The organism is Micromonospora sp. DT227, from assembly GCF_049841835.1.
GTDB lineage: Bacteria > Actinomycetota > Actinomycetes > Mycobacteriales > Micromonosporaceae > Micromonospora.
This window is the reverse complement of sequence record NZ_JBNCLA010000009.1, coordinates 192,048-211,094: the sequence shown is the minus strand read 5'-3', so window position 1 is coordinate 211,094 and position 19,047 is coordinate 192,048. Positions and strand designations below refer to the sequence as shown.

General features: G+C 73.8%; 23 protein-coding genes. 8 read left to right on the top strand and 15 right to left on the bottom strand.

The window, feature by feature from the left end; translation table 11 throughout:
- The first annotated feature begins 130 nt into the window (after nucleotides 1-130).
- The 5 genes from ACLQ2W_RS27090 to ACLQ2W_RS27070 all read left to right on the top strand — a co-directional run bounded on the left by ACLQ2W_RS27090 (nucleotide 131) and on the right by ACLQ2W_RS27070 (nucleotide 5,653).
- Nucleotides 131-490 carry a YraN family protein gene (locus ACLQ2W_RS27090; RefSeq protein WP_425789814.1) on the top strand — a complete coding sequence of 120 codons (360 nt, stop codon included), beginning with the start codon at nucleotides 131-133 and terminating at the stop codon, nucleotides 488-490.
- A gap of 1 nt (nucleotide 491) precedes the next feature.
- Complete coding sequence (locus ACLQ2W_RS27085) at nucleotides 492-2,012, top strand: YifB family Mg chelatase-like AAA ATPase (RefSeq protein ID WP_425789812.1); 1,521 nt, start codon at nucleotides 492-494, stop codon at nucleotides 2,010-2,012.
- The gene (locus tag ACLQ2W_RS27080; protein WP_425789810.1) at nucleotides 2,009-3,217 is read left to right on the top strand and encodes a DNA-processing protein DprA; all 1,209 of its coding nucleotides are present in this window, start codon (nucleotides 2,009-2,011) and stop codon (nucleotides 3,215-3,217) included. Before ACLQ2W_RS27085 ends, ACLQ2W_RS27080 begins: the two co-directional genes overlap by 4 nt.
- A gap of 182 nt (nucleotides 3,218-3,399) precedes the next feature.
- Nucleotides 3,400-4,428, top strand: coding sequence for a tyrosine recombinase XerC (locus ACLQ2W_RS27075; protein WP_425789808.1), 1,029 nt, complete (start codon nucleotides 3,400-3,402; stop codon nucleotides 4,426-4,428).
- 43 nt (nucleotides 4,429-4,471) lie between these two features.
- Nucleotides 4,472-5,653, top strand: coding sequence for an aminotransferase class V-fold PLP-dependent enzyme (locus tag ACLQ2W_RS27070; RefSeq protein ID WP_425789806.1), 1,182 nt, complete (start codon nucleotides 4,472-4,474; stop codon nucleotides 5,651-5,653).
- On the opposite strand, the gene ACLQ2W_RS27065 is transcribed toward ACLQ2W_RS27070, so the two are convergent.
- Nucleotides 5,587-6,246 carry a murein hydrolase activator EnvC family protein gene (locus ACLQ2W_RS27065; protein WP_425789804.1) on the bottom strand — a complete coding sequence of 220 codons (660 nt, stop codon included), beginning with the start codon at nucleotides 6,244-6,246 and terminating at the stop codon, nucleotides 5,587-5,589. The two genes, ACLQ2W_RS27070 and ACLQ2W_RS27065, sit on opposite strands and share 67 nt — an antisense overlap.
- A 132-nt stretch (nucleotides 6,247-6,378) precedes the next feature.
- On the opposite strand from ACLQ2W_RS27065, the gene ACLQ2W_RS27060 reads away from it, so the two are divergent.
- Both ACLQ2W_RS27060 and ACLQ2W_RS27055 read left to right on the top strand, forming a co-directional pair.
- Entirely contained in the window at nucleotides 6,379-7,029 is a 651-nt protein-coding gene (locus ACLQ2W_RS27060) for an SAM-dependent methyltransferase (protein ID WP_425789802.1), read from the top strand.
- The gene (locus ACLQ2W_RS27055) at nucleotides 7,026-8,132 is read left to right on the top strand and encodes a sulfite oxidase (RefSeq protein ID WP_425789800.1); all 1,107 of its coding nucleotides are present in this window, start codon (nucleotides 7,026-7,028) and stop codon (nucleotides 8,130-8,132) included. The genes ACLQ2W_RS27060 and ACLQ2W_RS27055 overlap by 4 nt, the downstream gene beginning before the upstream one ends.
- Nucleotides 8,133-8,168: 36 nt before the next feature.
- Here ACLQ2W_RS27055 and ACLQ2W_RS27050 read toward each other — a convergent pair whose 3' ends face one another.
- The 12 genes from ACLQ2W_RS27050 to proS form a co-directional block, all read right to left on the bottom strand.
- A complete protein-coding gene (locus ACLQ2W_RS27050; protein ID WP_007075222.1) occupies nucleotides 8,169-8,492 on the bottom strand; it encodes a DUF2469 domain-containing protein in 324 nt (107 codons plus the stop codon).
- Complete coding sequence (locus ACLQ2W_RS27045) at nucleotides 8,489-9,337, bottom strand: ribonuclease HII (RefSeq protein ID WP_396775192.1); 849 nt, start codon at nucleotides 9,335-9,337, stop codon at nucleotides 8,489-8,491. The genes ACLQ2W_RS27050 and ACLQ2W_RS27045 overlap by 4 nt, the downstream gene beginning before the upstream one ends.
- Complete coding sequence (locus tag ACLQ2W_RS27040; protein WP_425789798.1) at nucleotides 9,331-9,798, bottom strand: NUDIX hydrolase; 468 nt, start codon at nucleotides 9,796-9,798, stop codon at nucleotides 9,331-9,333. Before ACLQ2W_RS27040 ends, ACLQ2W_RS27045 begins: the two co-directional genes overlap by 7 nt.
- Before the next feature lie 46 nt (nucleotides 9,799-9,844).
- A complete protein-coding gene (gene lepB, locus ACLQ2W_RS27035) occupies nucleotides 9,845-10,477 on the bottom strand; it encodes a signal peptidase I (RefSeq protein ID WP_405092856.1) in 633 nt (210 codons plus the stop codon).
- Nucleotides 10,474-11,355, bottom strand: coding sequence for a signal peptidase I (lepB, locus tag ACLQ2W_RS27030; RefSeq protein WP_405092855.1), 882 nt, complete (start codon nucleotides 11,353-11,355; stop codon nucleotides 10,474-10,476). The genes lepB (ACLQ2W_RS27035) and lepB (ACLQ2W_RS27030) overlap by 4 nt, the downstream gene beginning before the upstream one ends.
- Nucleotides 11,356-11,526: 171 nt before the next feature.
- Nucleotides 11,527-11,886 carry a 50S ribosomal protein L19 gene (gene rplS / locus ACLQ2W_RS27025; protein WP_091064199.1) on the bottom strand — a complete coding sequence of 120 codons (360 nt, stop codon included), beginning with the start codon at nucleotides 11,884-11,886 and terminating at the stop codon, nucleotides 11,527-11,529.
- 143 nt (nucleotides 11,887-12,029) lie between these two features.
- Nucleotides 12,030-12,818: a tRNA (guanosine(37)-N1)-methyltransferase TrmD gene (gene trmD, locus ACLQ2W_RS27020; protein ID WP_425789795.1), complete on the bottom strand. Its 789-nt coding sequence runs from the start codon at nucleotides 12,816-12,818 to the stop codon at nucleotides 12,030-12,032.
- 13 nt (nucleotides 12,819-12,831) lie between these two features.
- Complete coding sequence (gene rimM / locus ACLQ2W_RS27015) at nucleotides 12,832-13,371, bottom strand: ribosome maturation factor RimM (protein WP_425789793.1); 540 nt, start codon at nucleotides 13,369-13,371, stop codon at nucleotides 12,832-12,834.
- The gene (locus tag ACLQ2W_RS27010) at nucleotides 13,371-13,604 is read right to left on the bottom strand and encodes an RNA-binding protein (protein ID WP_013732101.1); all 234 of its coding nucleotides are present in this window, start codon (nucleotides 13,602-13,604) and stop codon (nucleotides 13,371-13,373) included. Before ACLQ2W_RS27010 ends, rimM begins: the two co-directional genes overlap by 1 nt.
- Before the next feature lies 1 nt (nucleotide 13,605).
- Nucleotides 13,606-14,082: a 30S ribosomal protein S16 gene (gene rpsP / locus ACLQ2W_RS27005; RefSeq protein ID WP_107155951.1), complete on the bottom strand. Its 477-nt coding sequence runs from the start codon at nucleotides 14,080-14,082 to the stop codon at nucleotides 13,606-13,608.
- Between the two features lie 240 nt (nucleotides 14,083-14,322).
- Nucleotides 14,323-14,970, bottom strand: a complete 648-nt coding sequence (locus ACLQ2W_RS27000) for a DUF402 domain-containing protein (RefSeq protein WP_425789790.1) — start codon at nucleotides 14,968-14,970, stop codon at nucleotides 14,323-14,325.
- A gap of 76 nt (nucleotides 14,971-15,046) precedes the next feature.
- Nucleotides 15,047-16,453, bottom strand: coding sequence for a proline--tRNA ligase (gene proS / locus ACLQ2W_RS26995; protein ID WP_425789788.1), 1,407 nt, complete (start codon nucleotides 16,451-16,453; stop codon nucleotides 15,047-15,049).
- A 92-nt stretch (nucleotides 16,454-16,545) separates the two neighbouring features.
- On the opposite strand from proS, the gene ACLQ2W_RS26990 reads away from it, so the two are divergent.
- Nucleotides 16,546-17,121, top strand: coding sequence for a TetR family transcriptional regulator (locus ACLQ2W_RS26990; protein ID WP_425789786.1), 576 nt, complete (start codon nucleotides 16,546-16,548; stop codon nucleotides 17,119-17,121).
- 210 nt (nucleotides 17,122-17,331) lie between these two features.
- On the opposite strand, the gene ACLQ2W_RS26985 is transcribed toward ACLQ2W_RS26990, so the two are convergent.
- Both ACLQ2W_RS26985 and ACLQ2W_RS26980 read right to left on the bottom strand, forming a co-directional pair.
- Nucleotides 17,332-18,411, bottom strand: coding sequence for an amidohydrolase family protein (locus ACLQ2W_RS26985; RefSeq protein ID WP_425789784.1), 1,080 nt, complete (start codon nucleotides 18,409-18,411; stop codon nucleotides 17,332-17,334).
- A gap of 20 nt (nucleotides 18,412-18,431) precedes the next feature.
- Complete coding sequence (locus tag ACLQ2W_RS26980) at nucleotides 18,432-19,019, bottom strand: Uma2 family endonuclease (RefSeq protein WP_425789782.1); 588 nt, start codon at nucleotides 19,017-19,019, stop codon at nucleotides 18,432-18,434.
- Nucleotides 19,020-19,047: the final 28 nt, after the last annotated feature.

Genomic DNA, 19,047 nt, shown 5'->3' with positions numbered 1-19,047 from the left:
GTGTCTTCGCGGACCGTCCCTTTAGCAGATCGGGCGCGAGATCGGGTGCCCGTCCACAACCCCACCCTCATCCACAGACCGGCGACGGCAGCTCCGCACGACCCCGCCCGTCGGTCGCATCCTGCTCGGCATGACGAACCGGAACCAGGCCGTCGGCGCCTACGGCGAACGGTGCGCGCTGCGGCACCTGATCGAGACCGGGCTACGCCCGATCGCCCGCAACTGGCGCTGCCCCGACGGGGAGATCGACATCATCGCCTGGGAGGGCCCGGTCCTCGCCTTCTGCGAGGTGAAGACGCGGCGCACCGACCGGTACGGCTCCCCCGCCGAAGCCGTGGTCCGGGCCAAGGCACGCCGGCTGCGCGGCCTGGCCGCCCGCTGGCTCGCCGAGACCGGCACCACCGCCGACGAGGTCCGTTTCGACGTGCTCTCGGTCCGGTTGCCGGCCGCCGGCCACGCCCGCGTGGAACACCTCCGGGGCGCGTTCTGACATGGGCTACGCCAAGGTCCTCAGCGTCGGGCTGGCCGGTGTGTCCGGGCAGGTGGTCGAGGTGGAGGCCGACCTCGCGCCCGGCCTGCCGGCGGTGCTCATCTCCGGCCTGCCGGACACCGCGCTGCACGAGGCCCGCGACCGGGTTCGCGCCGCCATCGTCAACTCCGGCCAGAAATGGCCCAACCGGCGGATCACGCTCAACCTGCTCCCCGCCACCCTGCCCAAGTACGGTTCCGCGTTCGACCTCGCCATCGCCGTCGCCGTGCTCGCTGGTTCCGGCGAACTACCGCCGGTCGCCCTGGAGGGCACCGTCGTCCTCGGCGAACTCGGTCTCGACGGCGCGGTCCGCCCGGTCCGGGGCGCCCTGCCCATGGTCGCCGCCGCTGCCCGGGCCGGCTGCCCGCGCGTCGTGGTGCCCGCCGGCAACGCCGCGGAGGCCGCCGTCATCCCCGGCGTACGGGTGCACGGGGTCGACACGCTGCACCGGCTCGTCGCGCACATCCGCGGCGGCGTGCCACTGCTCACCTCACCGGAGCCGCCGCCGGCCGGCGCGCCCACCGGCCCCGACCTCAGCGACGTCGCCGGGCAGCCCCTCGGCCGGCGGGCACTGGAGATCGCCGCCGCCGGCGGCCACCACCTCGCCCTGCTCGGCCCGCCCGGGGCCGGCAAGACCATGCTCGCCGAACGGCTGCCGTCGATCCTGCCCGCGCTGGACGACGAGGCCGCCCTGGAGGTGACGGCGCTGCACTCGATCGCCGGCCTGCTGCCGCCCGGCGGCGGGCTGCTGCGCCGCCCACCGTTCCAGGCGCCGCACCACACCGCCACGGTGCCCGCGCTGGTCGGCGGCGGCTCCGGGCTGGCCCGGCCCGGCGCCGTGTCACTGGCCCACCGGGGTGTGCTCTTCCTCGACGAGGCGCCGGAGTTCAGCAAGGGCGCGCTGGAGGCGTTGCGCCAGCCGCTGGAGAGCGGACGGGTCCGGGTCGCCCGCACCCGGGGCGCCGTCGAGTACCCGGCCCGTTCCCAACTGGTGCTGGCCGCCAACCCCTGCCCCTGCGCGAAGCCGTCCGGCGACGCCGACTGCGAGTGCGCCCCGCAGGCCCGGCGGCGCTACCTCGGCCGGCTTTCCGGGCCACTGCTCGACCGGGTCGACGTGCAGGTGCAACTGATGCCGGTGACCGCGGCGGAGCTGATGGAGACGGTGACCGTGAGCGAGTCCTCGTCGACGGTCGCCGCCCGCGTCGCCGCGGCCCGACGAGCTGCCGCCGACCGGTGGGCCGGCACCGGGCACCGGCTCAACGCCGAGATACCGGGGCCGCTCCTCCGCCGTCCACCGTGGCGGCTCCCCGCCGACGACACCGCTGAGCTACGCGCCCGGCTGGACTCCGGATCGATCTCCGCACGCGGCTTCGATCGCGTCATCCGAATGGCCTGGACCGTCGCCGACCTGGACGGGCGAGCACGCCCGGACCGGCAGGACGTGCTGGAGGCCCTCCAACTCAGGACGGGAGCGGGCGCATGAGCACCGGGGAGGAGCGGCTGCTCGCCCGGCTGGCGTTGACCTGGCTCGCCGAGCCCGGCACCTGGACCGTGTACCGGCTGGTGGACTCGATCGGCCCGATCGCCACGCTGGACCTGCTGCTCGACGGCGGCGCACCCGAGGACCGGCTCCGCGCCACCGTGGCGGCCCGCCGCGCCAGCGGTGACGCACGCGGCGTCGCCGCCGAGGCGCTGGGCCGCGCGGAACGGCTCGGTGCCCGCGTCATCTGCCCGGAGGACGCCGAGTGGCCGGTTCGACTCGCTGACCTGCGCCGTCTCCGGCTGCCCGACGCCAGTCGGCGGGTGGACCTGGAAACCGCCCCGCCGCTGTGCCTGTGGCTGCGCGGCGCCCGGCGACTGGACGAATCCCTGGAGCGTTCCGTGGCCGTGGTCGGCGCCCGCGCCGCGACCGCGTACGGCCTGCACGTGGCGACCGAACTCGGCTACGGTCTCGCCGACCGGGGCTGGACCGTGGTCTCGGGAGGCGCCTTCGGCGTCGACGCGGCGGCGCACCGGGGCGCGCTGAACGCCGGCGGGGTGACGGTGAGCGTGCTGGCGTGCGGGATAGACCGGCCCTACCCGATGGGTAACGCCGCGCTCTTCGACCGGATCGCCGAGTCCGGGTTGCTGCTCGGCGAATGGCTGCCCGGGGCGGAGCCCCTGCGTCCCCGGTTCCTCATCCGGAATCGCGTGATCGCCGCCGGCACCCTCGGCACCGTGCTGGTGGAGGCGTCCGCCCGCAGCGGAGCGACCCAGACGACGAGACGGGCGCTCGCCCTCAGCCGCCCAGCCATGGTCGTTCCGGGTCCGGTCACGTCGGCCATGTCCGTCGGCGCCCACGAGATCCTCCGCGAGGAGCCGAGGGCCCGCCTGGTCACCGGTGTGGCACACGTGCTGGAGGAGGTGGGTCGGATCGGCGCGGACCTCGCCCCGCCCGTACGCGGGCCGAGCCGGCCCACCGACCAGCTCGACGACGAGGCCACGCTGCTGGTGGAGACGTTTCCGCGGCGCGGCGTGATCGGGCTGGAGGCGCTGGCCGCCCGGGCCGGCGTGGACATCCGGGCGGCCATGCGGAAGCTGTCGCTGCTGGAGGAGCTCCACCTCGTGGTGCGCCGTGACGGCGGGTACGCGTTGGCTCCCCCGCCGGCGACCGTCAGGCGGACGGACACCCGGACCGGAGACGGGTGACCGGGTTCCGCTCCCCGGTCTCCAGCTCCGCGACGAGACCCCGGATCGCGTCCGGCAGGCCACGGTGGACGGACCGTACGACGGCGCGTCCGCCTGTCGGCACCCGAGCGGCTCACCCGGTGCCCGTAGGCTCATCTCGACCATGGGGCCCCCGCCGGCGCGGGATCGACGACGAGGTGGGCATGAGCGGACGACGCGGCGGCACCCGCGACCTCCACGCGGCGCTGCCCACCGCCATGCGCGCCGCGGTGGACGACTTCGCCGACCACCTGTCCCGGGTGCGGAACCGCTCCGCGCACACCGTCCGGGCGTACGTCACGGACGCGGTCTCACTGCTGGACCACGCGGCGCGGATGGGCTGCGCCGACCTGCCCGAGCTGGACCTCGCGGTGCTGCGCAGTTGGCTGGCCCGGCAGCGGACCATGGGGACCGCCCGGACGACGCTGGCCCGGCGGGCCGCCGCCGCCCGGACCTTCAGCGCCTGGGCGCACCGGGCCGGCCTGCTCCCCGACGACGTCGCCGCGCCGCTGGCCAGCCCTCGGGCCCGCCGGGACCTGCCCACCGTCCTGCGCGCCGATCAGGCCGCCGCCCTGATGGACGCCCCGGCACGGGCCGCCGAGGCCACCGAGGCCACCGACCGGAACCCAGGACTGCCCGCCGAAACCGAAGCCGGGGCCGGGGCGGGCGCCGGGGCCGGTCCGCCGGAGGCGGTGCTGCTGCGGGACCGGCTGCTGCTCGAACTGCTCTACGGCACCGGGGTGCGGATCAGCGAGGCGTGCGGCCTGGACGTCACGGACGTCGACCAGGCCCGCCGGGTGGTACGCGTGCTGGGCAAGGGCGGCCGGGAGCGGGCGGTGCCGTACGGGGTCCCGGCGCAGCGCGCACTGGACGCGTGGCTCGACGCCGGCCGGCCCGCCCTGGTGGTGCCCGGCTCGGGCCGCGCGCTGCTGCTCGGGGCCCGGGGCGGACGGCTGAACCCGACCACCGCCCGGCGGGTCGTGGCCGGCTGGACCGCGGCGGCCGGCGTGCCGCGGGTGACCCCGCACGGGCTGCGCCACTCGGCCGCCACCCATCTGCTCGAAGGCGGCGCGGACCTACGCGCCGTGCAGGAGCTGCTCGGGCACTCGTCGCTGGCCAGCACGCAGATCTACACACACGTCTCGGTCGAGCGGCTGCGGGCGGCCTACCGGCAGGCGCACCCACGGGCCTGACGGAACCGGCCGGCGGTGATCCACGGCGGGCTACCATCGACGGATGACGGTGCCGCAGCCGCCCGAGCCGATTCCCGGGGCTCGGCTGCTCTTCTCCCTCGACCCGTCCGTCAGCCACCTCAACCACGGCTCGTTCGGTGCCGTGCCGATCGCCGTGCAGCGCGCCCAGCAGCGGCTGCGCGACGAGATGGAGGCCAACCCGCTGCGGTTCTTCGGCCAGGGCCTGGTCGACCGGATCACCCACGCCCGGCGGCACCTGGCCACCTTCCTCGGCGCCGACCCGGACGGCACCGCCCTGGTCGGCAACGCCACCACCGGCGCGGCCGTGGTGTTGCAGTCGCTGCGGCTGCGCCCCGGCGACGAGGTGCTGACCACCGACCACGGGTACGGGGCGGTCGCCCTGTCGGTGGCCCGGGAGTGCGAGCGGACCGGGGCGGTGTCCCGGACCCTGCCGGTGCCGTTGACGGCCACCGACGAGGAGATCGTCGAGATCGTCCGGGCCGGGCTGCGCCCCGGGCGGACCCGGTTGCTGATCGTCGACCAGCTCACCTCGCCGACCGCCCGGCTGTTCCCGGCGGCGGCGCTCGTCGCGGTGGCCCGGGAACGGGGCGTGCCGGTGCTGGTGGACGCGGCGCACGCGCCGGGCATGCTGCCGGCCACGGTGGCGTCGGTCGGCGCCGACTTCTGGGTCGGCAACCTGCACAAGTGGGCGTACGCGCCGCGCGGCACCGCCGCGCTGGTGGTGGCGGAGCCGTGGCGGGAGCGGATCCAGCCGCTCGTCGTCTCGTGGGAGCAGGACAGCGGGTTCCCCACCCGGGTCGAGTGGCAGGCCACCCTGGACTACACCGGTTGGCTGGCCGCCCCGGTCGGCCTGTTCACGCTGCGCAGCCTCGGCGTGGACCGGGTGCGCGCGCACAACGCGACGCTGGCCGCGTACGGGCAACGGGTGGTCGGGGACGCGCTCGGGGTGGCGCCGGAGCGGCTGCCGACGCCCGGCGGACCGGCGGTCGCCATGCGCCTGGTGCCGCTGCCGCCCGGCGTCGCGACGACGCTGGACGCGGCCCGGGCGCTGCGGGCCCGGATCGCGGACCGGCTGGCCGCCGAGGTGTCGGTGGCCGGCTGGAACGGCCGGGGCTACCTGCGGCTGTGCGGCCAGGTCTACAACACCCCGGAGGAGTACGACCGGCTGGCGGTACGGCTGCCCGCGCTGCTCGCCCAGGGCTGAGCGCCCGGGCTGGCCGGCATCGGGTCGAGGGGGAGGAGTCGGACCCGGCCCAGCCCGAGCAGGGCGAGCGGGTCCAGGTAGTCGTCACCGTGGCGCAGTCCCCAGTGCAGGCAGGCCGCGGCGGCACAGCCGGGGTGCCCGGCGAGCAGCTCGCCGACCGGGGTGCCGGCGTCGACCCGGGTGCCGGCCGTGAGCCGGGAACGGACCGGCTCGTAGGTGGTGCGCAGCCCGTCACCGTGCCCGACGGTGAGCACCGGCCGGCCGGCCACCACGCCGGCGAAGAGGACCGTTCCCGCTCCGGCGGCGCGCACCTCGGCACCCGGTGCGGCGACGAGGTCCACGCCCCGGTGCCCGGGCAGCCAGGGCTCAGGTGGCGGGTCGAACCGCCGGGCCACCCGGGGCGGGCCCGGCAACGGCCACCGGAAACGTGCCGCCGCACCGGTTCCCGGCACCCTGGCCGCCGACACCGGTCGACCGACCGGCGGTGCGGCGCCGGCCGGTGCCGGGCGGCGCGACGGCTCGGCGGACAGGCCCGGCGTGAGGAGCAGCACCAGCAGCACGGCCGCACCGGCGCGACCGATCGGGGTAGCCATGCCGCGCACTCTGCCCGCGCCGCCCGGCGTCCGGCCACCGCTCGCGGCCGACGCTGTGGACGGACACCCGCTTGTGGACGACGCCCGAAATCGGGACGGATCTGCTACGGCGGATCCGCCTATGCTGGCCGCGTGACGAAGGACTGGCACGCCTGGCACCGCGACTACGACCAGCCCGACTCGGCGCTGTACCGGCGGCTCGTCGAGGTGCGGCACCGGATCGTCGAGGCGCTGGACGCGGCGCCGCCCGGCCCGCTGCGCGCGATCAGCCTCTGCGCCGGCCAGGGACGCGACCTGATCCCGGTGCTCGCCACCCATCCGCGCGGCCGGGACGTGACCGCCCGCCTGGTCGAGCTGGATCCGCGCAACACCGAACCGGCCCGCCGGGCCGCCGCCGAGGCGGGGCTGACCGGCGTGGAAATCGTCACCGGCGACGCGGCCCTGACCGACCGCTACGCCGACCTGGTCCCGGCGAACCTGGTGCTGGCCTGCGGCATCTTCGGCAATATCGACGACGATGACATCCGCTCGACGGTGCGACACTGTGCATCGCTCTGCGCCACCGGCGGCACGGTGCTGTGGACCCGGCACCGGCGGGCGCCGGACCTGGTGCCGGTCATCTGCGACTGGTTCGCCGAGGAGGGCTTCGTGCCGGTGGCGGTGAGCAGCCCGGCCGACGAGGTGGGGGTCGGCGCGCACCGCTTCACCGGCCCGCCCCGGCCGCTCGCCCCGGGGGTGCGGATGTTCGAGTTCGTGGGGTACGACGAGTTGGAGCAGCGATGACCTCTGTGGACGACGTCAGCCGCCCCTCGCGGGTCGCCGGGCCGGACGAGGCGATCAGCGTCGAGGAGCTTCAGCTCGCCGCGCGCAACCACGGCATCCCGCTGGAGGCGTTGCGGTACGACGTGACGCCGGCGGGCCTGCACTACCTGCTCATCCACTACGACATCCCGGACGTGGACCCGGCCGGGCACACGCTGACCGTGTCCGGGGCGGTCGAGCGTCCGCTCCGGCTGGACCTGGCGACGTTGCGCGCCCGGCCCCGGGTCACCCGGCAGGTCACGCTGGAGTGCGCCGGCAACGGGCGGGCGTTGCTGCATCCACGTCCGGTCAGCCAGCCGTGGCTGGTGGAGGCGGTGGGCAACGCCGAGTGGACGGGCACCCCGCTGGCTCCGCTGCTGCGCGAGGCCGGCCTGTCCGCCGACGCGGTCGACGTGGTGTTCACCGGCGCCGACCACGGGGTGGAGCGCGGCGTCGAGCAGGACTACCAACGCGCGCTGCCGGTGGCCGACGCGCTGCGCGAGGAGGTGCTGCTGGCGTACGAGATGAACGGCGCTCCGTTGCTGCCGCAGCACGGCGCCCCGCTGCGGCTGATCGTGCCCGGCTGGTACGGCATGGCGCACGTCAAGTGGCTGCGCGACATCCGGGTGACGACGGATCCGTTCGACGGTTACCAGAACGCGGTGGCCTACCGGCTGCGGACCGACGCCCTCGACCCGGGCGTGCCGGTGACCCGGATCGAGCCGCGCGCGCTGGTGCGTCCGCCCGGTTTCCCGGATTTCATGTCCCGGACGCGGGTGCTGCGGCCGGGGCCGTGCACGGTGGACGGTCGCGCCTGGTCGGGGCACGCGCCGGTGACGTCGGTCGAGGTGACGTTCGACGGCGGCGACACCTGGACGCCGGCGCGTCTGGACGAGCCCACCGGGGGCGGGTGGGCGTGGCGCCGGTGGTCGGTGGCGTGGACGGCGACGCCGGGGCGGTACGTGCTGGGGGCGCGGGCGACGGACGCCTCGGGGCGGACCCAGCCGATCGAGCAGCCGTGGAACCGGGGTGGGTTCGCGAACAACCTGGTGCAGCGCGTCGAGGTGGTCGTGCCGGCGGAATGATCGGCGGCCGGCGGCGGGCGGTTCGGCCCGCCCGGCTCAGCCGCCGAAGCCCGAATCCGCGGGGAGCGAGATGTCGGGCTTTTCGAGCTCTTCCACATTGACGTCCTTGAACGTCATTACTCGGACGTTCTTGACGAAACGGGCAGGACGGTACATGTCCCACACCCAGGCGTCGTGCATCTCGACCTCGAAGTAGACCTCACCGTCGGAGTTGCGGACGTGCAGGTCCACCTGATTCGCCAGGTAGAAACGGCGCTCGGTCTCCACCACGTAGGAGAACTGACGGACAATGTCGCGGTACTCCCGGTAGAGCTGCAGCTCCATCTCGGTCTCGTACTTCTCGAGATCTTCCGCGCTCATCGCACTCCGCCTTCCATGACCACATCTTCCCCCACCGACACCGGAGGTCGAGGCTGCTCGCCCAACGCCACGCCGACGGTACCCCCTGGCGGGCCGGAGTGCTCCATCGGCTCGTCCCGACCCCCGGCCCCACGACCGGTGAGCGGCGCCGTCGGCTCCCCGCCGGCCGGGCGGCGGGCCCGCGGCGGCCGGCCGTCCCGCCCGGAGACGGCCGCCACGTTCACGTACGAGAACCGGTGTTCCCGGCAGGGCCCCCGCTCCCGCAACGCCGCGCTGTGCTCCGCGGTGATGTAGCCCTTGTGCTCGGCGAAGCCGTAGCCCGGGAAGCGCCCGTCCAGCTCCACCATGATGCGGTCCCGGGTGACCTTGGCGAGCACGCTCGCCGCCGCGACGCAGGCCGCCACCCGGTCGCCCTTCCAGACCGCCAGCCCCGGCACGTCGAGCCCGTCCACCCCGAAGCCGTCGGTCAGCACGTAGTCCGGCCGGGTGTCGAGCGAGGCGAGCGCGCGGCGCATCGCGGCCAGGTTGCACACGTGCAGCCCGCGCGCGTCGACCTCCTCGGCCGGGATGATCACCACGGCGTACGCCAGGGCCCGGGCCACCACCTCGTGGTAGACCCGCTCGCGGGCCGCCGGGGTGAGCAGCTTCGAGTCGGCCAGCTCGTCGATCTCGCCGCGTCGCCCCTCGGGCAGCACCGCGGCGGCGGCCACCAGCGGCCCGGCACAGGCGCCCCGGCCGGCCTCGTCGGCGCCCGCCACGTGCCGGAAGCCGCGCCGTTGCAGCGCCCGCTCCAACGCGTAGAGGCCGCCGTCGCGGCGCACCACGGTGCGCGGCGGGGTCAGCACGTGCCACCCCCGGTCAGCACCCGGCCGAGCCGGTCGGGCAGGTCCGGCGGGTAGTAGCGCTCGGCGGTGGCGGCCAGCTCGGTCACCACCCACCAGCGGTGCCCGTGCACGCTGGCCCGCTCGATCTCGTCGAAGCCGGCGGTGTCGACCTCCCACCCGGGCACCCGGACGAGAAAGAACTCCTGCTCCTGGCGGTACCAGACGCCGTCGAACGGGAACTCGACGGTCTCCGCCCAGACCGGCGCGCCCAGCTCGGCCGGGGCCAGCCGGAGGCCGGTCTCCTCGGCCAGCTCCCGCGCCGCGCCCTGCGCCGGGGTCTCCCCCGGGTCGAGCCCGCCGCCGGGGGTGAACCAGTAGCGGTGCCCCGGCCGGCCCGGATCGCTGCCCTCGAACAGCAGCACCCGGTCGGCGGCGTCGATCAGCAGCACCCGGGCCGCGCGACGAGGGGTGTAGACGGTCACCGCACCAGCCTGCCAGACGCCTCCGACGAACGACCACGCGCTCCGGTCAGGGATTGGGGATGCCGTCGAACTGCTTGGGCACGGTGAGCCAGGTGGCCCGGCCGACCGGCCAGAAGATCGTGAAGGCCCGGCCGACGACCTCGCCCTCCGGGATGGTGGCCTCGGTGATGTCCTCACCGGACTGCTGCCAGTGCTCCAGCGAGTCGCCGGAGGCCTCCCGGTGGTCGCCCATCACCCACAGCCGACCCTTCGGCACGGTGATGTCGAAGTCCTGGTCGGCGGGCTTGTTGCCGGGGAAGACGAACGGCTCGTCGATCGGCTTGCCGTTGATGACCAGCCGCTCCTGGCCACCGGTCCGGTCACAGCAGACCACGTGGTCGCCCCCGACGCCGATCACCCGCTTGATGAAGTCCTCACCGTCGGGGTTGCCGCTCCACTCGGTGGGCGCCTTGAAGACGATCACCTCACCGCGGTGCGGCGAGCGGAAGTCGTAGACCAGCTTGTTGACCAGCACCCGATCGTCGATCGCGAGGGTGTTCTCCATGGACGGGGACGGAATGAAGAAGGTCTGCAGCACGAAGGCACGAACCAGCACTGCGACCAGGATCGCCACACCCAGGAGGATGGGCAGTTCCTTCCAGAAGGAGCTGCGCGGCTTTTCGGTCTGCTCGTCAATCACGGGAGGAGCCTACGTCCACCGGTGCGGCGCAGTCGCCCCGAACCCGGGAGAACGGCCAGCGTGGCCGCGACGGGAAGAATCAGGACGACACCCCCCAGCGGGTCGGGATCGACCGGGACCGGGCGGGCCGGCGCGGCGTCCGCGCGGGGCAGGTCCGCGAACGTCTTGGGTACGGGCAGGCTGGTCCACCGCTCGGACGGCCAGACGATCATGAAGGCCCGGCCGACCACGTTGTCGATCGGCACCGGCCCCTGGCAGCGGGCGTCCTGCGACACCAGCCGGTGGTCGCCCATCACGAAGATCTGCCCCGGCGGCACCACCACCTCGGTGAACTGCCGGGAGCGGCACTCCTTCGGGTTGGGCGGCAGGTCGACCGGGGAGTCCTCGGAGACGTACGCCTGCTCCTCCAGCGGCGTGCCGTTGACCACGACGCGGCCGTCGTCGCAGCACCAGACCTTGTCGCCGGGCACCCCGATGACGCGCTTGATGAAGTCCTTCTCGCCGGGGCGGCTGACCCCGACCAGGTCGCCGAGCGTGCGGCCGACCTTGCCGGCGAGGTTGGTCGGCGGGGCCGGCGCCTCCTGGGCGACCCAGCGGTCGGTCCCCCGGAACACCACGACCTCGCCGCGGACCGGGTCGCGCATGTCGTAGACGACCTTGTTGACCAGCACCCGGTCGCCGATGAGCAGCGTGTTCTCCATCGACCCGGACGGGATGAAGAAGGCCTGGAGCAGGAACGTGCGGATCAGCACCGCGAGGCAGAACGCCACGACGAGCAGCAGCGGCAACTCCTGCCAGAGGGGCATCTGCCGTCGGGAACGCCGGGACCGCCGGCGCCAGGGGTCGACGGTGCCGTCCTCGTCAAGCATCTGCACCATGCCACTCTCCGGATCGCCGCGAAAACGACACTACCGCCCGGGAGTCTCCTCGAAGACCCCACGGGCGGCAGTGGACCGCTTTGCGCCGTCCGGCTGCGCCCGTACCGACCAGGGTAATGCGATCCGGTCGATACGACATCCGCGCAGCTTGGACGGCGTGGCGAAAGTGGATCAGTTCGCCGGCTGCTTCTCCCGCAGCTCCTTGATCTTGGCCTTCTTGCCGCGCAGCTCGCGCAGGTAGTAGAGCTTGGCACGCCGCACGTCACCGCGGGTCACGATCTCGATCCGGTCGATGCCCGGGCTGTTCAGCGGGTAGGTCCGCTCCACGCCGACACCGAAGCTGATCTTGCGGACCGAGAAGGTCTCGCGCAGGCCGTCACCCTGGCGACGGATGACCACGCCCTGGAAGATCTGGACCCGGGACCGGCTGCCCTCGACGACCCGCGCGTGCACCTTGACGGTGTCACCGGCACGGAAGTCGGGCAGGTCGGCGCGCTTCGACTGGGCGTCAAGGGCGTCCAGGATGTTCATCGCTGCGTCCTCGTGAGGCTCACGGCGCATCGTCAGTCGATGCGCGAACGGGTGATTCTGACCCTCGGGTGGTGACCGGCGATGCCGGCCCCGGTCGAGGGTCCTCGCAGCCGCCCACGGCGTGAACGGATGCGGCAACCCCTCTACTTTGCCACATGCCCCGGCGGGGACTGAAACCCACCCCGGTCCAGCGCCGCCCGATCCCGCTGGTCCAGGCTCTCCGGGGGCAGCGCGCCGACCAGGTCGGGGCGACGGGCCGCGGTGCGCCGCAGCGCCTCGTCGCGTCGCCAGCGCGCGATCCGGGCATGGTCGCCGGAGCGGAGCACCTCGGGCACGTCGAGGTCACGCCAGGTCGCCGGCTTCGTGTAGAGCGGCGCCTCCAGCAACCCGTGCGCGTGCGACTCCTCGTCCAGCGAGCCGGCGTTGCCGAGCACCCCCGGCAGCAGCCGGGTGACCGCCTCCAGGATGACCAGCACGGCGACCTCGCCGCCGAACAGCACGTAGTCGCCGAGCGAGACCTCGGTCACCGGCATCCGGGTCGCCGCGTGGTCGAGCACCCGTTGGTCGATGCCCTCGTACCGGCCACAGGCGAAGAGCAGGTGCGACTCGGTGGCCAGCTCGTGCGCCATCGCCTGGGTGAACGGGACGCCGGCCGGCGACGGGACGAGCAGCCGGGGCAGCGTGTGGCCGTCCGGGCTCAGCTCGTCGGGGGCCAGCGCGTCCAGCGCCTCACCCCACGGCTCCGGCCGCATCACCATGCCGGGACCGCCGCCGTAGGGCGTGTCGTCCACCGTGCGGTGCACGTCGTGGGTCCAGGTCCGCAGATCGTGTACGGCCAGCCGCAGCAGCCCGTTCGCCCGCGCCTTGCCGATCAACGAGAGGTCCAGCGGGGCGAAGTACTCCGGGAAGATCGACACGATGTCGACGCGCATGCGGTGGCTCCAGCTAGAGGTCGAGCAAACCGCCGGGCAGGTCGACGACGACGCGACCGCCGGCGAGATCCACCTCGGGCACGATCGCCTTGACGAACGGAACGAGCACGGGACTCCCCGCCGGACGCCGCACCACCAACAGGTCGGAGGCGGGGGCGTGGTCGACACGGTCCACCTCGCCGAGCCGCTCCCCGTCCCGGGTGACCACGGCGAGCCCGACCAACTGGTGGTCGTGGAACTCCTCCGGGTCTTCCGGCTCGGCGACGTCGGCGCTGTCCACGCCGACAAGCGTGTTGCGCAACGCCTCGGCGACGTCGCGACCCACCACGCCGGCGAACACGACCAGCAGGCGACCCTGGTGCCAGCGCGCCGACTCCACGGTCAGCGTCGGCGGCACCCGCCAGGCGCCGGGCTCGGCCGGCACCACCCCCGGTTCGGTGACCAGCACCGAACCGGGGGCGAAGCGTGCTTCGGGCTCATCGGTCCGCACCTCCACGGTGACCTCACCACGGATGCCGTGCGGTTTGCCGATCCGGCCGACGACGAGAAGCATCAGTACGAGTCGACGATGTCGACGCGTACTCCACGTCCGCCGATGGAGCCGATCACCTGGCGCAGCGCCTTGGCGGTCCGTCCGGACCGCCCGATCACCGTGCCGAGATCCTCCGGGTGCACGCGGACCTCGAGCCGCTTGCCCCGACGGGAATCGACCATCCGCACCCGGACGTCGTCCGGGTGGTCGACGATCCCCTTGACCAGGTGCTCCAGGGCGGGACGCAGCGCCATGTCAGGCCTGCTCGCCGGACTCGGCGCCGGTCTGCGCCTCGGCCTTCGGCTCCTCCGCCTTCGGCGCCTCGGCCTCGGGCTTCGCGGCCTCCGTCTTGGCGGCCTTCTTGGCCGGCTTGGCCGGGGTGTCCGCCACACCGGCGGCGGCCTTCGCCTCGGCCTCGTACGCCGCCTTGCGGTCGGCCCGCTCCGGGGCGACCTTCAGCGGCGGCGGGGCCGGCAGGCCCTTGAACTTCTGCCAGTCACCGGTCAGCTCCAGCAGACGCTGCACGGCCTCGCTCGGCTGAGCGCCGACGGACAGCCAGTACTGGACCCGCTCCGACCGGACCTCGATCACCGAAGGGTCCTCCTTCGGCTGGTACACACCGACGAACTCGATCGCGCGACCGTCACGCTTGGTGCGCGAGTCGGCGACGACGATGCGGTACTGCGGGTTGCGGATCTTGCCCATCCGCAGGAGCCGGATCTTTACGGCCACAGTTGTTTCGCTCCTGTTGCGATCTCACCGGCCCGTCTGGGCGGTGTGGCGGGTGAGCGCCGACCGGCACAGTGGGGTTTGGGCCGGAGACTGCTCGGTGAACTGGCGACGCGCCCGGGTTAGAGGGCGCCGGACGCGTGCCGGATACCAGCGGTCCATTCTGCCAGATCCGACCCGGAACGCTCGCACCGGACCCGGACCACGCGCCCCGGACCGGCCGGTCCGTGACGAAGGACACCCTCAGCGCGCCGGCGGGCGGTCCCAACCGGGCGGCAGCTCGTCCGGAACGTCCCACTCCGCGGGCGGCGTGAAGTCGCACCACGTCCCGTCGAACGGGAACGCGCCCGACTCGGCGATCCGGATCACCCGTTCCCCCTCGGCACGCACCGCCTTCTCGTCGGTCACCCAGTAGTGCTCGGGGAAGGCGAGCCGCTCGGCGAACTCGTCCTCGTCCTTCCACTCCCAGGTCAGATCCGGGTGGATCACCACGTCGAGGTCCTGGTCCACCATGTCGACCCCGGCCACCGTGCCGTCGTCCCAGCGGACGCCGGGCTCCTCCAGGTTCACGTACCAGTTCTTGAACCGGCCCCGCTCGTCGGAGAACCACCACACCGAGTGGGCGGCGCCGGCGGGCAGGAACTTGAGCACCGACGGCCCGTTCCAGGTGCCGACCGCCAGGGCGTACGAGGAGACGATCCACTCGGCGAACGGCACCGCGCGCATGCCCGACCCCGCCGCGGTCACCTCGTGCGCCACCGGCGCGTCGCGGGGCACCCAGAGCAGCAGCCCGCGCTCGTCGTCGGAGACGACGCGGGCCGTCCGGACCCACCCGATCCGCCCGTGCCGCACGTTGCGGTGCAGGACCAGCCGGCCGGGTTCGAAGCGCACGCTCACCATCCCTGACTTGTTAAGAGGGGGCCCCGCCTCTACCGAATGCGTTAACAGGGGGCCCTTCCTTACACCCTCAGTAGGCGCGGGCGAGGATGGCGACCAGGTCGGGCTCGTCCTCGGTGTCCGGCACCGAGCCGTCGGCGCGGAGCAGGCAGCGGACCGTGACGCCCTGCGCGTTCGCCTCGGCCTCACCCGGCACGCCCACCGCCGACCAGGGCACCATGGCCCAACCGGTGGCGGACGCCTCGATCGCCTCGGCCAACGTCGACACCTCGACGGTGCGGGACCGGCGGAACTCCAGCGCCTGGTCGTGCAGCGCCCGCTGGTCGGCCTCCAGCGCGGCCAGCACCGCGCCGACCACGTCGGCCACCGGCGTGGGGGCCTTCGAGCCGTCCGTACGCCGGACCACCACCGCGTTGCCGACGGCCAGGTCGCGCGGGCCGACCTCGACGCGGACCGGGTAACCGCGCAGCTCGGCGTCGACGGCACGGCGGCCGAACGCGGTGTCGGTGCGGTCGTCCAGCGCCACCCGGACACCGGCGTCGCGCAGCGCGTCGCGCAGCTTGGTCGCGGCCTCGCTCACGCCCTCGCCGTCCTTGACGACCATCACGTACGCCTGGACCGGCGCCAGCTTCGGCGGCACCCGCAGCCCGTTGTCGTCGCCGTGCGCCATGATCAGCCCGCCGAGCATCCGGGTCGAGGTGCCCCAGGAGGTCGTCCAGGCGTGCTCCCGGCCGCCCGAGGCCGACGAGTAGCTGATGTCGAACGCCTTGGCGAAGTTCTGCCCCAGCTCGTGGCTGGTGCCGAGCTGGAGCGCCTTGCCGTCGCCCATCATGCCCTCGCACGTGTACGTGGCGGTGGCCCCGGCGAAGCGCTCCCGGGCGGTCTTCAGGCCGACCACCACCGGGATGCCCAGCACGTTGACCATCAGATCCTCGTACGCCTCGTGCAGGATCCGCCGGGCGTAGGCGCGGGCGTCCTCCCGCGTGGCGTGCGCGGTGTGCCCCTCCTGCCAGAGGAACTCGCTGGTACGCAGGAAGATGCGCGGGCGCAACTCCCAGCGGACCACGTTCGCCCACTGGTTGAGCAGCAGCGGCAGGTCCCGGTACGAGTCGATCCACTTGGCCATGAACTCGCCGATGACCGTCTCGCTGGTGGGGCGCACCACCACCGGCTCGGCGAGCTGCTTGCCGCCGCCGTGGGTGACCACCGCCAGCTCCGGCGAGAAGCCCTCGACGTGCTCGGCCTCGCGCTTGAGGTAGCTCTCCGGGATGAACAGCGGGAAGTACGCGTTCTCCGCGCCGGCCGCCTTGATCCGGGCGTCCATCTCGGCCTGCATCCGCTCCCAGATGGCGTAGCCGGCCGGTCGGATGACCATGGTGCCCCGAACCGGGCCGTTGTCGGCCAGCTTCGCCTTGGCGATCAGGTCCTGGTACCAGCGGGGAAAGTCCTCCGCACGGGGAGTGAGCACGCGTGCCATGACCGCACATCCTATGCGCCGCGTGGGCCGCCGCTGCGCCGGGGAGCCGGCCCGCGCCGTGTCGCCCCGACGACCCGTAGACTTCGACGGCGATGGGTGAGGCACGGGACGCGATCGTGGAGGCCGCCCGGGCGCAGACCGTGGCCTGCGGCTGGGACGGCGTACGGATGGGCGCGGTCGCGCGCGCCGCCGGCGTCAGCCGGCAGACCGTCTACAACGAGTTCGGCACCAAGGCCGGCCTGGCCGAGGCGCTGGCCCGACGCGAGGTGGACCGCTTCGTCGGCGACGTCCGGGCCGCGCTCGGCGAGCACGGCGCCGACGTGCGCGCGGCCGCGTACGCGGCGATCCGCCGCACGCTCGCCGCCGCCGCCGACAACCCGCTGGTCAAGGCGATCCTGACCAGCGCCCGGGGCGGGTCGGACGAGCTGCTGCCCTACCTGACCACCCGCTCCGAGCTGGTGCTCACCGAGTCGACCGCGGCGCTGCTGGAGTGGGCCGGGTGCCACCTGCCCGACGCCGACCCGGCGGCCCTGGCGTTCGCGGCGGACAGCGTGGTGCGCCTGGTGGTGAGCCACATCGTGCTGCCCCGGGCCCCGGTCGACGAGACCGCCGGCAACCTGGCCGACCTGGCCGTCCACCTCTTCCTGGCCGCCGCCCCACCGCGCTGACCCACCCACCCCCACCCCACCCCCACCCCCGTGCCCCCCACCCCCGCCGCGCCATGCCCCACCCCCGCCGCGCCGCGCCACCCCCGCCACCCCGCGCCGGGCCCTGATTTACGGAAAGCGTGGCCATTCGACGCGGAATAAGCACTCTTTCCGTGAAACAGCAGCCACGCTGACGGACGGGCGGACGGCGGGCGGGTCGACGGATGGGTGTCAGCGGATCACGCGGCCGCGCAGCACGATCCGGCTGGGCGTCCGGACGACCCGCAGGTCGCGGCGTGGGTCTGCGGCGTAGACCACCAGATCGGCGAGGCCGCCCTCGACCAGGCCGGGGAAGCCGAGCCACTCCCGGGCCCGCCAGGAGGCGGCGGCCAGCACGTCCTCGGCGGACATGCCGGCCTGCTCGTGCAGCAGCAGCATCTCCTCGGCCGCGAGCCCGTGGTCGATGCCGCCGCCGGCGTCGGTGCCCACGTAGATCGGCACGCCGGCCTCGTGCGCGGCGCGGACCACCTCGGGGAAGCGGTCCCGCAGGGCGAGCATGTGGTCGGCGTACCCGGGGAACTTGGGTCGGGCCTGCTCCGCGATGTGGCCGAACGTCCGAATGTTGATCATCGTGGGCACCAGCGCGGTGCCCTGCCGGGCCATCAGGTCGATGAGGTCGAGGCTCAGCCCGGTGCCGTGCTCCACCGAGTCCACCCCGGCCCGCACCATGATCTCCACGGCCGACTCGGCGAACGTGTGCACCGCGGCGCGTACCCCGGCGGCGTGCGCGGCGGCGACCGCCGCGGTCATCGTGTCGGCGTCCCAGGCCGGCGCCAGGTCGCCCACGCCCCGGTCGATCCAGTCACCGACCAGCTTGACCCAGCCGTTGCCGGCGGCGGCCTGCGCGGTCACGGTCGCGGCCACCTCGGCGGCGTCGACCTCCACGCCGATGTCGCGCAGGTACCGCTTCGGCGGCGCGACGTGCCGGCCGGCGCGGGCCAGTCGCGGCAGCTCCGGCTCGTCCTCCAACTCCGGGTACGGGTACGGCGAGCCGGCGTCGCGGATCGCCAGCACGCCCGCGTCCCGGTCGATCCGGGCCAGTTCGCGGGCCTGGTCGAGCCCGGTGATCGGCGCGCCGCCCCGGGCGATGCCGAGGTGGCAGTGCGCGTCGGTCAGGCCGGGAAGCACGAAGCCGCCGTCGGCCACCGTCTCGGCGCCCGGCACCGGTTCGAAGGTGACCCGGTCGCCGACCAGCCAGACGTCCCGGACCTCGTCGTCGGGGAGGAACACACCGCGCACGTGCAGAGCCATGCGCACAGTCCTACCCGATCTCAGTCGTCCTCGCCGGCCAGCAGGTTGTTGCGTCGTGCGGTCAACGCCGGCAGGTCGACCGAGACCTTCCAGGGCTGCTCGGTGACGAACAGGTCCTCGGTGTGGGTCGACTGCTCGTACTCGCGGGCAGCGCCACCCAGCGTGTACTCGGTGAGCGCGATCCGCTCGTGCTGCGGGTCCGCCACCCAGTAGGAGCCGACTCCGGCGCGGGCATAGACCTTCGCCTTGTCGTAGAGGTCGCGGAAGTGCGACGTCGGCGGAACCACCTCCACCGCGAGCACCGCGTCCTCGACCGGCACCGGTGACCGGCTGGCGTGCTTACGCCGGATGACCACCACGTCGGGTCGCGGCTCGTTGCGCCGGTCGACCCGCATCGAGAGGTCGATGGTGACGAGGAACTCGGGCGGGCAGTTGACTTCGAGCGCGAGCAGCAGCTCGACACACAACTCCTGGTGCAGGGCGGTGGGCGACGGCACGATCAACCTTCCGTTGATCAGTTCGTACGGAAGGTCCTTGGGCAGGTCGCCCAGGTCGTCGACCGTCCACTCGTGCCGCTCCGGCAGGATCGGGGCCGCGGTCAATGACATCTCCTCCCAGGGGGCGACATCACCCTAG

Coding starts and splice junctions, on each gene's coding strand:
- ACLQ2W_RS27075 (WP_425789808.1), top strand. CDS start 3,400: ATGAGCGGACGACGCGGCGGCACCCGCGACCTCCACGCGGCGCTGCCC.
- rimM (WP_425789793.1), bottom strand. CDS start 13,371: ATGCTTCTCGTCGTCGGCCGGATCGGCAAACCGCACGGCATCCGTGGT.
- ACLQ2W_RS26990 (WP_425789786.1), top strand. CDS start 16,546: ATGGGTGAGGCACGGGACGCGATCGTGGAGGCCGCCCGGGCGCAGACC.
- ACLQ2W_RS27085 (WP_425789812.1), top strand. CDS start 492: ATGGGCTACGCCAAGGTCCTCAGCGTCGGGCTGGCCGGTGTGTCCGGG.
- ACLQ2W_RS27010 (WP_013732101.1), bottom strand. CDS start 13,604: ATGGCGCTGCGTCCCGCCCTGGAGCACCTGGTCAAGGGGATCGTCGAC.
- ACLQ2W_RS27080 (WP_425789810.1), top strand. CDS start 2,009: ATGAGCACCGGGGAGGAGCGGCTGCTCGCCCGGCTGGCGTTGACCTGG.
- ACLQ2W_RS27050 (WP_007075222.1), bottom strand. CDS start 8,492: ATGAGCGCGGAAGATCTCGAGAAGTACGAGACCGAGATGGAGCTGCAG.
- lepB (WP_405092855.1), bottom strand. CDS start 11,355: ATGGTGCAGATGCTTGACGAGGACGGCACCGTCGACCCCTGGCGCCGG.
- rplS (WP_091064199.1), bottom strand. CDS start 11,886: ATGAACATCCTGGACGCCCTTGACGCCCAGTCGAAGCGCGCCGACCTG.
- ACLQ2W_RS26985 (WP_425789784.1), bottom strand. CDS start 18,411: ATGGCTCTGCACGTGCGCGGTGTGTTCCTCCCCGACGACGAGGTCCGG.
- ACLQ2W_RS27055 (WP_425789800.1), top strand. CDS start 7,026: ATGACCTCTGTGGACGACGTCAGCCGCCCCTCGCGGGTCGCCGGGCCG.
- ACLQ2W_RS27065 (WP_425789804.1), bottom strand. CDS start 6,246: ATGGCTACCCCGATCGGTCGCGCCGGTGCGGCCGTGCTGCTGGTGCTG.
- proS (WP_425789788.1), bottom strand. CDS start 16,453: ATGGCACGCGTGCTCACTCCCCGTGCGGAGGACTTTCCCCGCTGGTAC.
- ACLQ2W_RS27070 (WP_425789806.1), top strand. CDS start 4,472: ATGACGGTGCCGCAGCCGCCCGAGCCGATTCCCGGGGCTCGGCTGCTC.
- trmD (WP_425789795.1), bottom strand. CDS start 12,818: ATGCGCGTCGACATCGTGTCGATCTTCCCGGAGTACTTCGCCCCGCTG.
- ACLQ2W_RS26980 (WP_425789782.1), bottom strand. CDS start 19,019: ATGTCATTGACCGCGGCCCCGATCCTGCCGGAGCGGCACGAGTGGACG.
- ACLQ2W_RS27090 (WP_425789814.1), top strand. CDS start 131: ATGACGAACCGGAACCAGGCCGTCGGCGCCTACGGCGAACGGTGCGCG.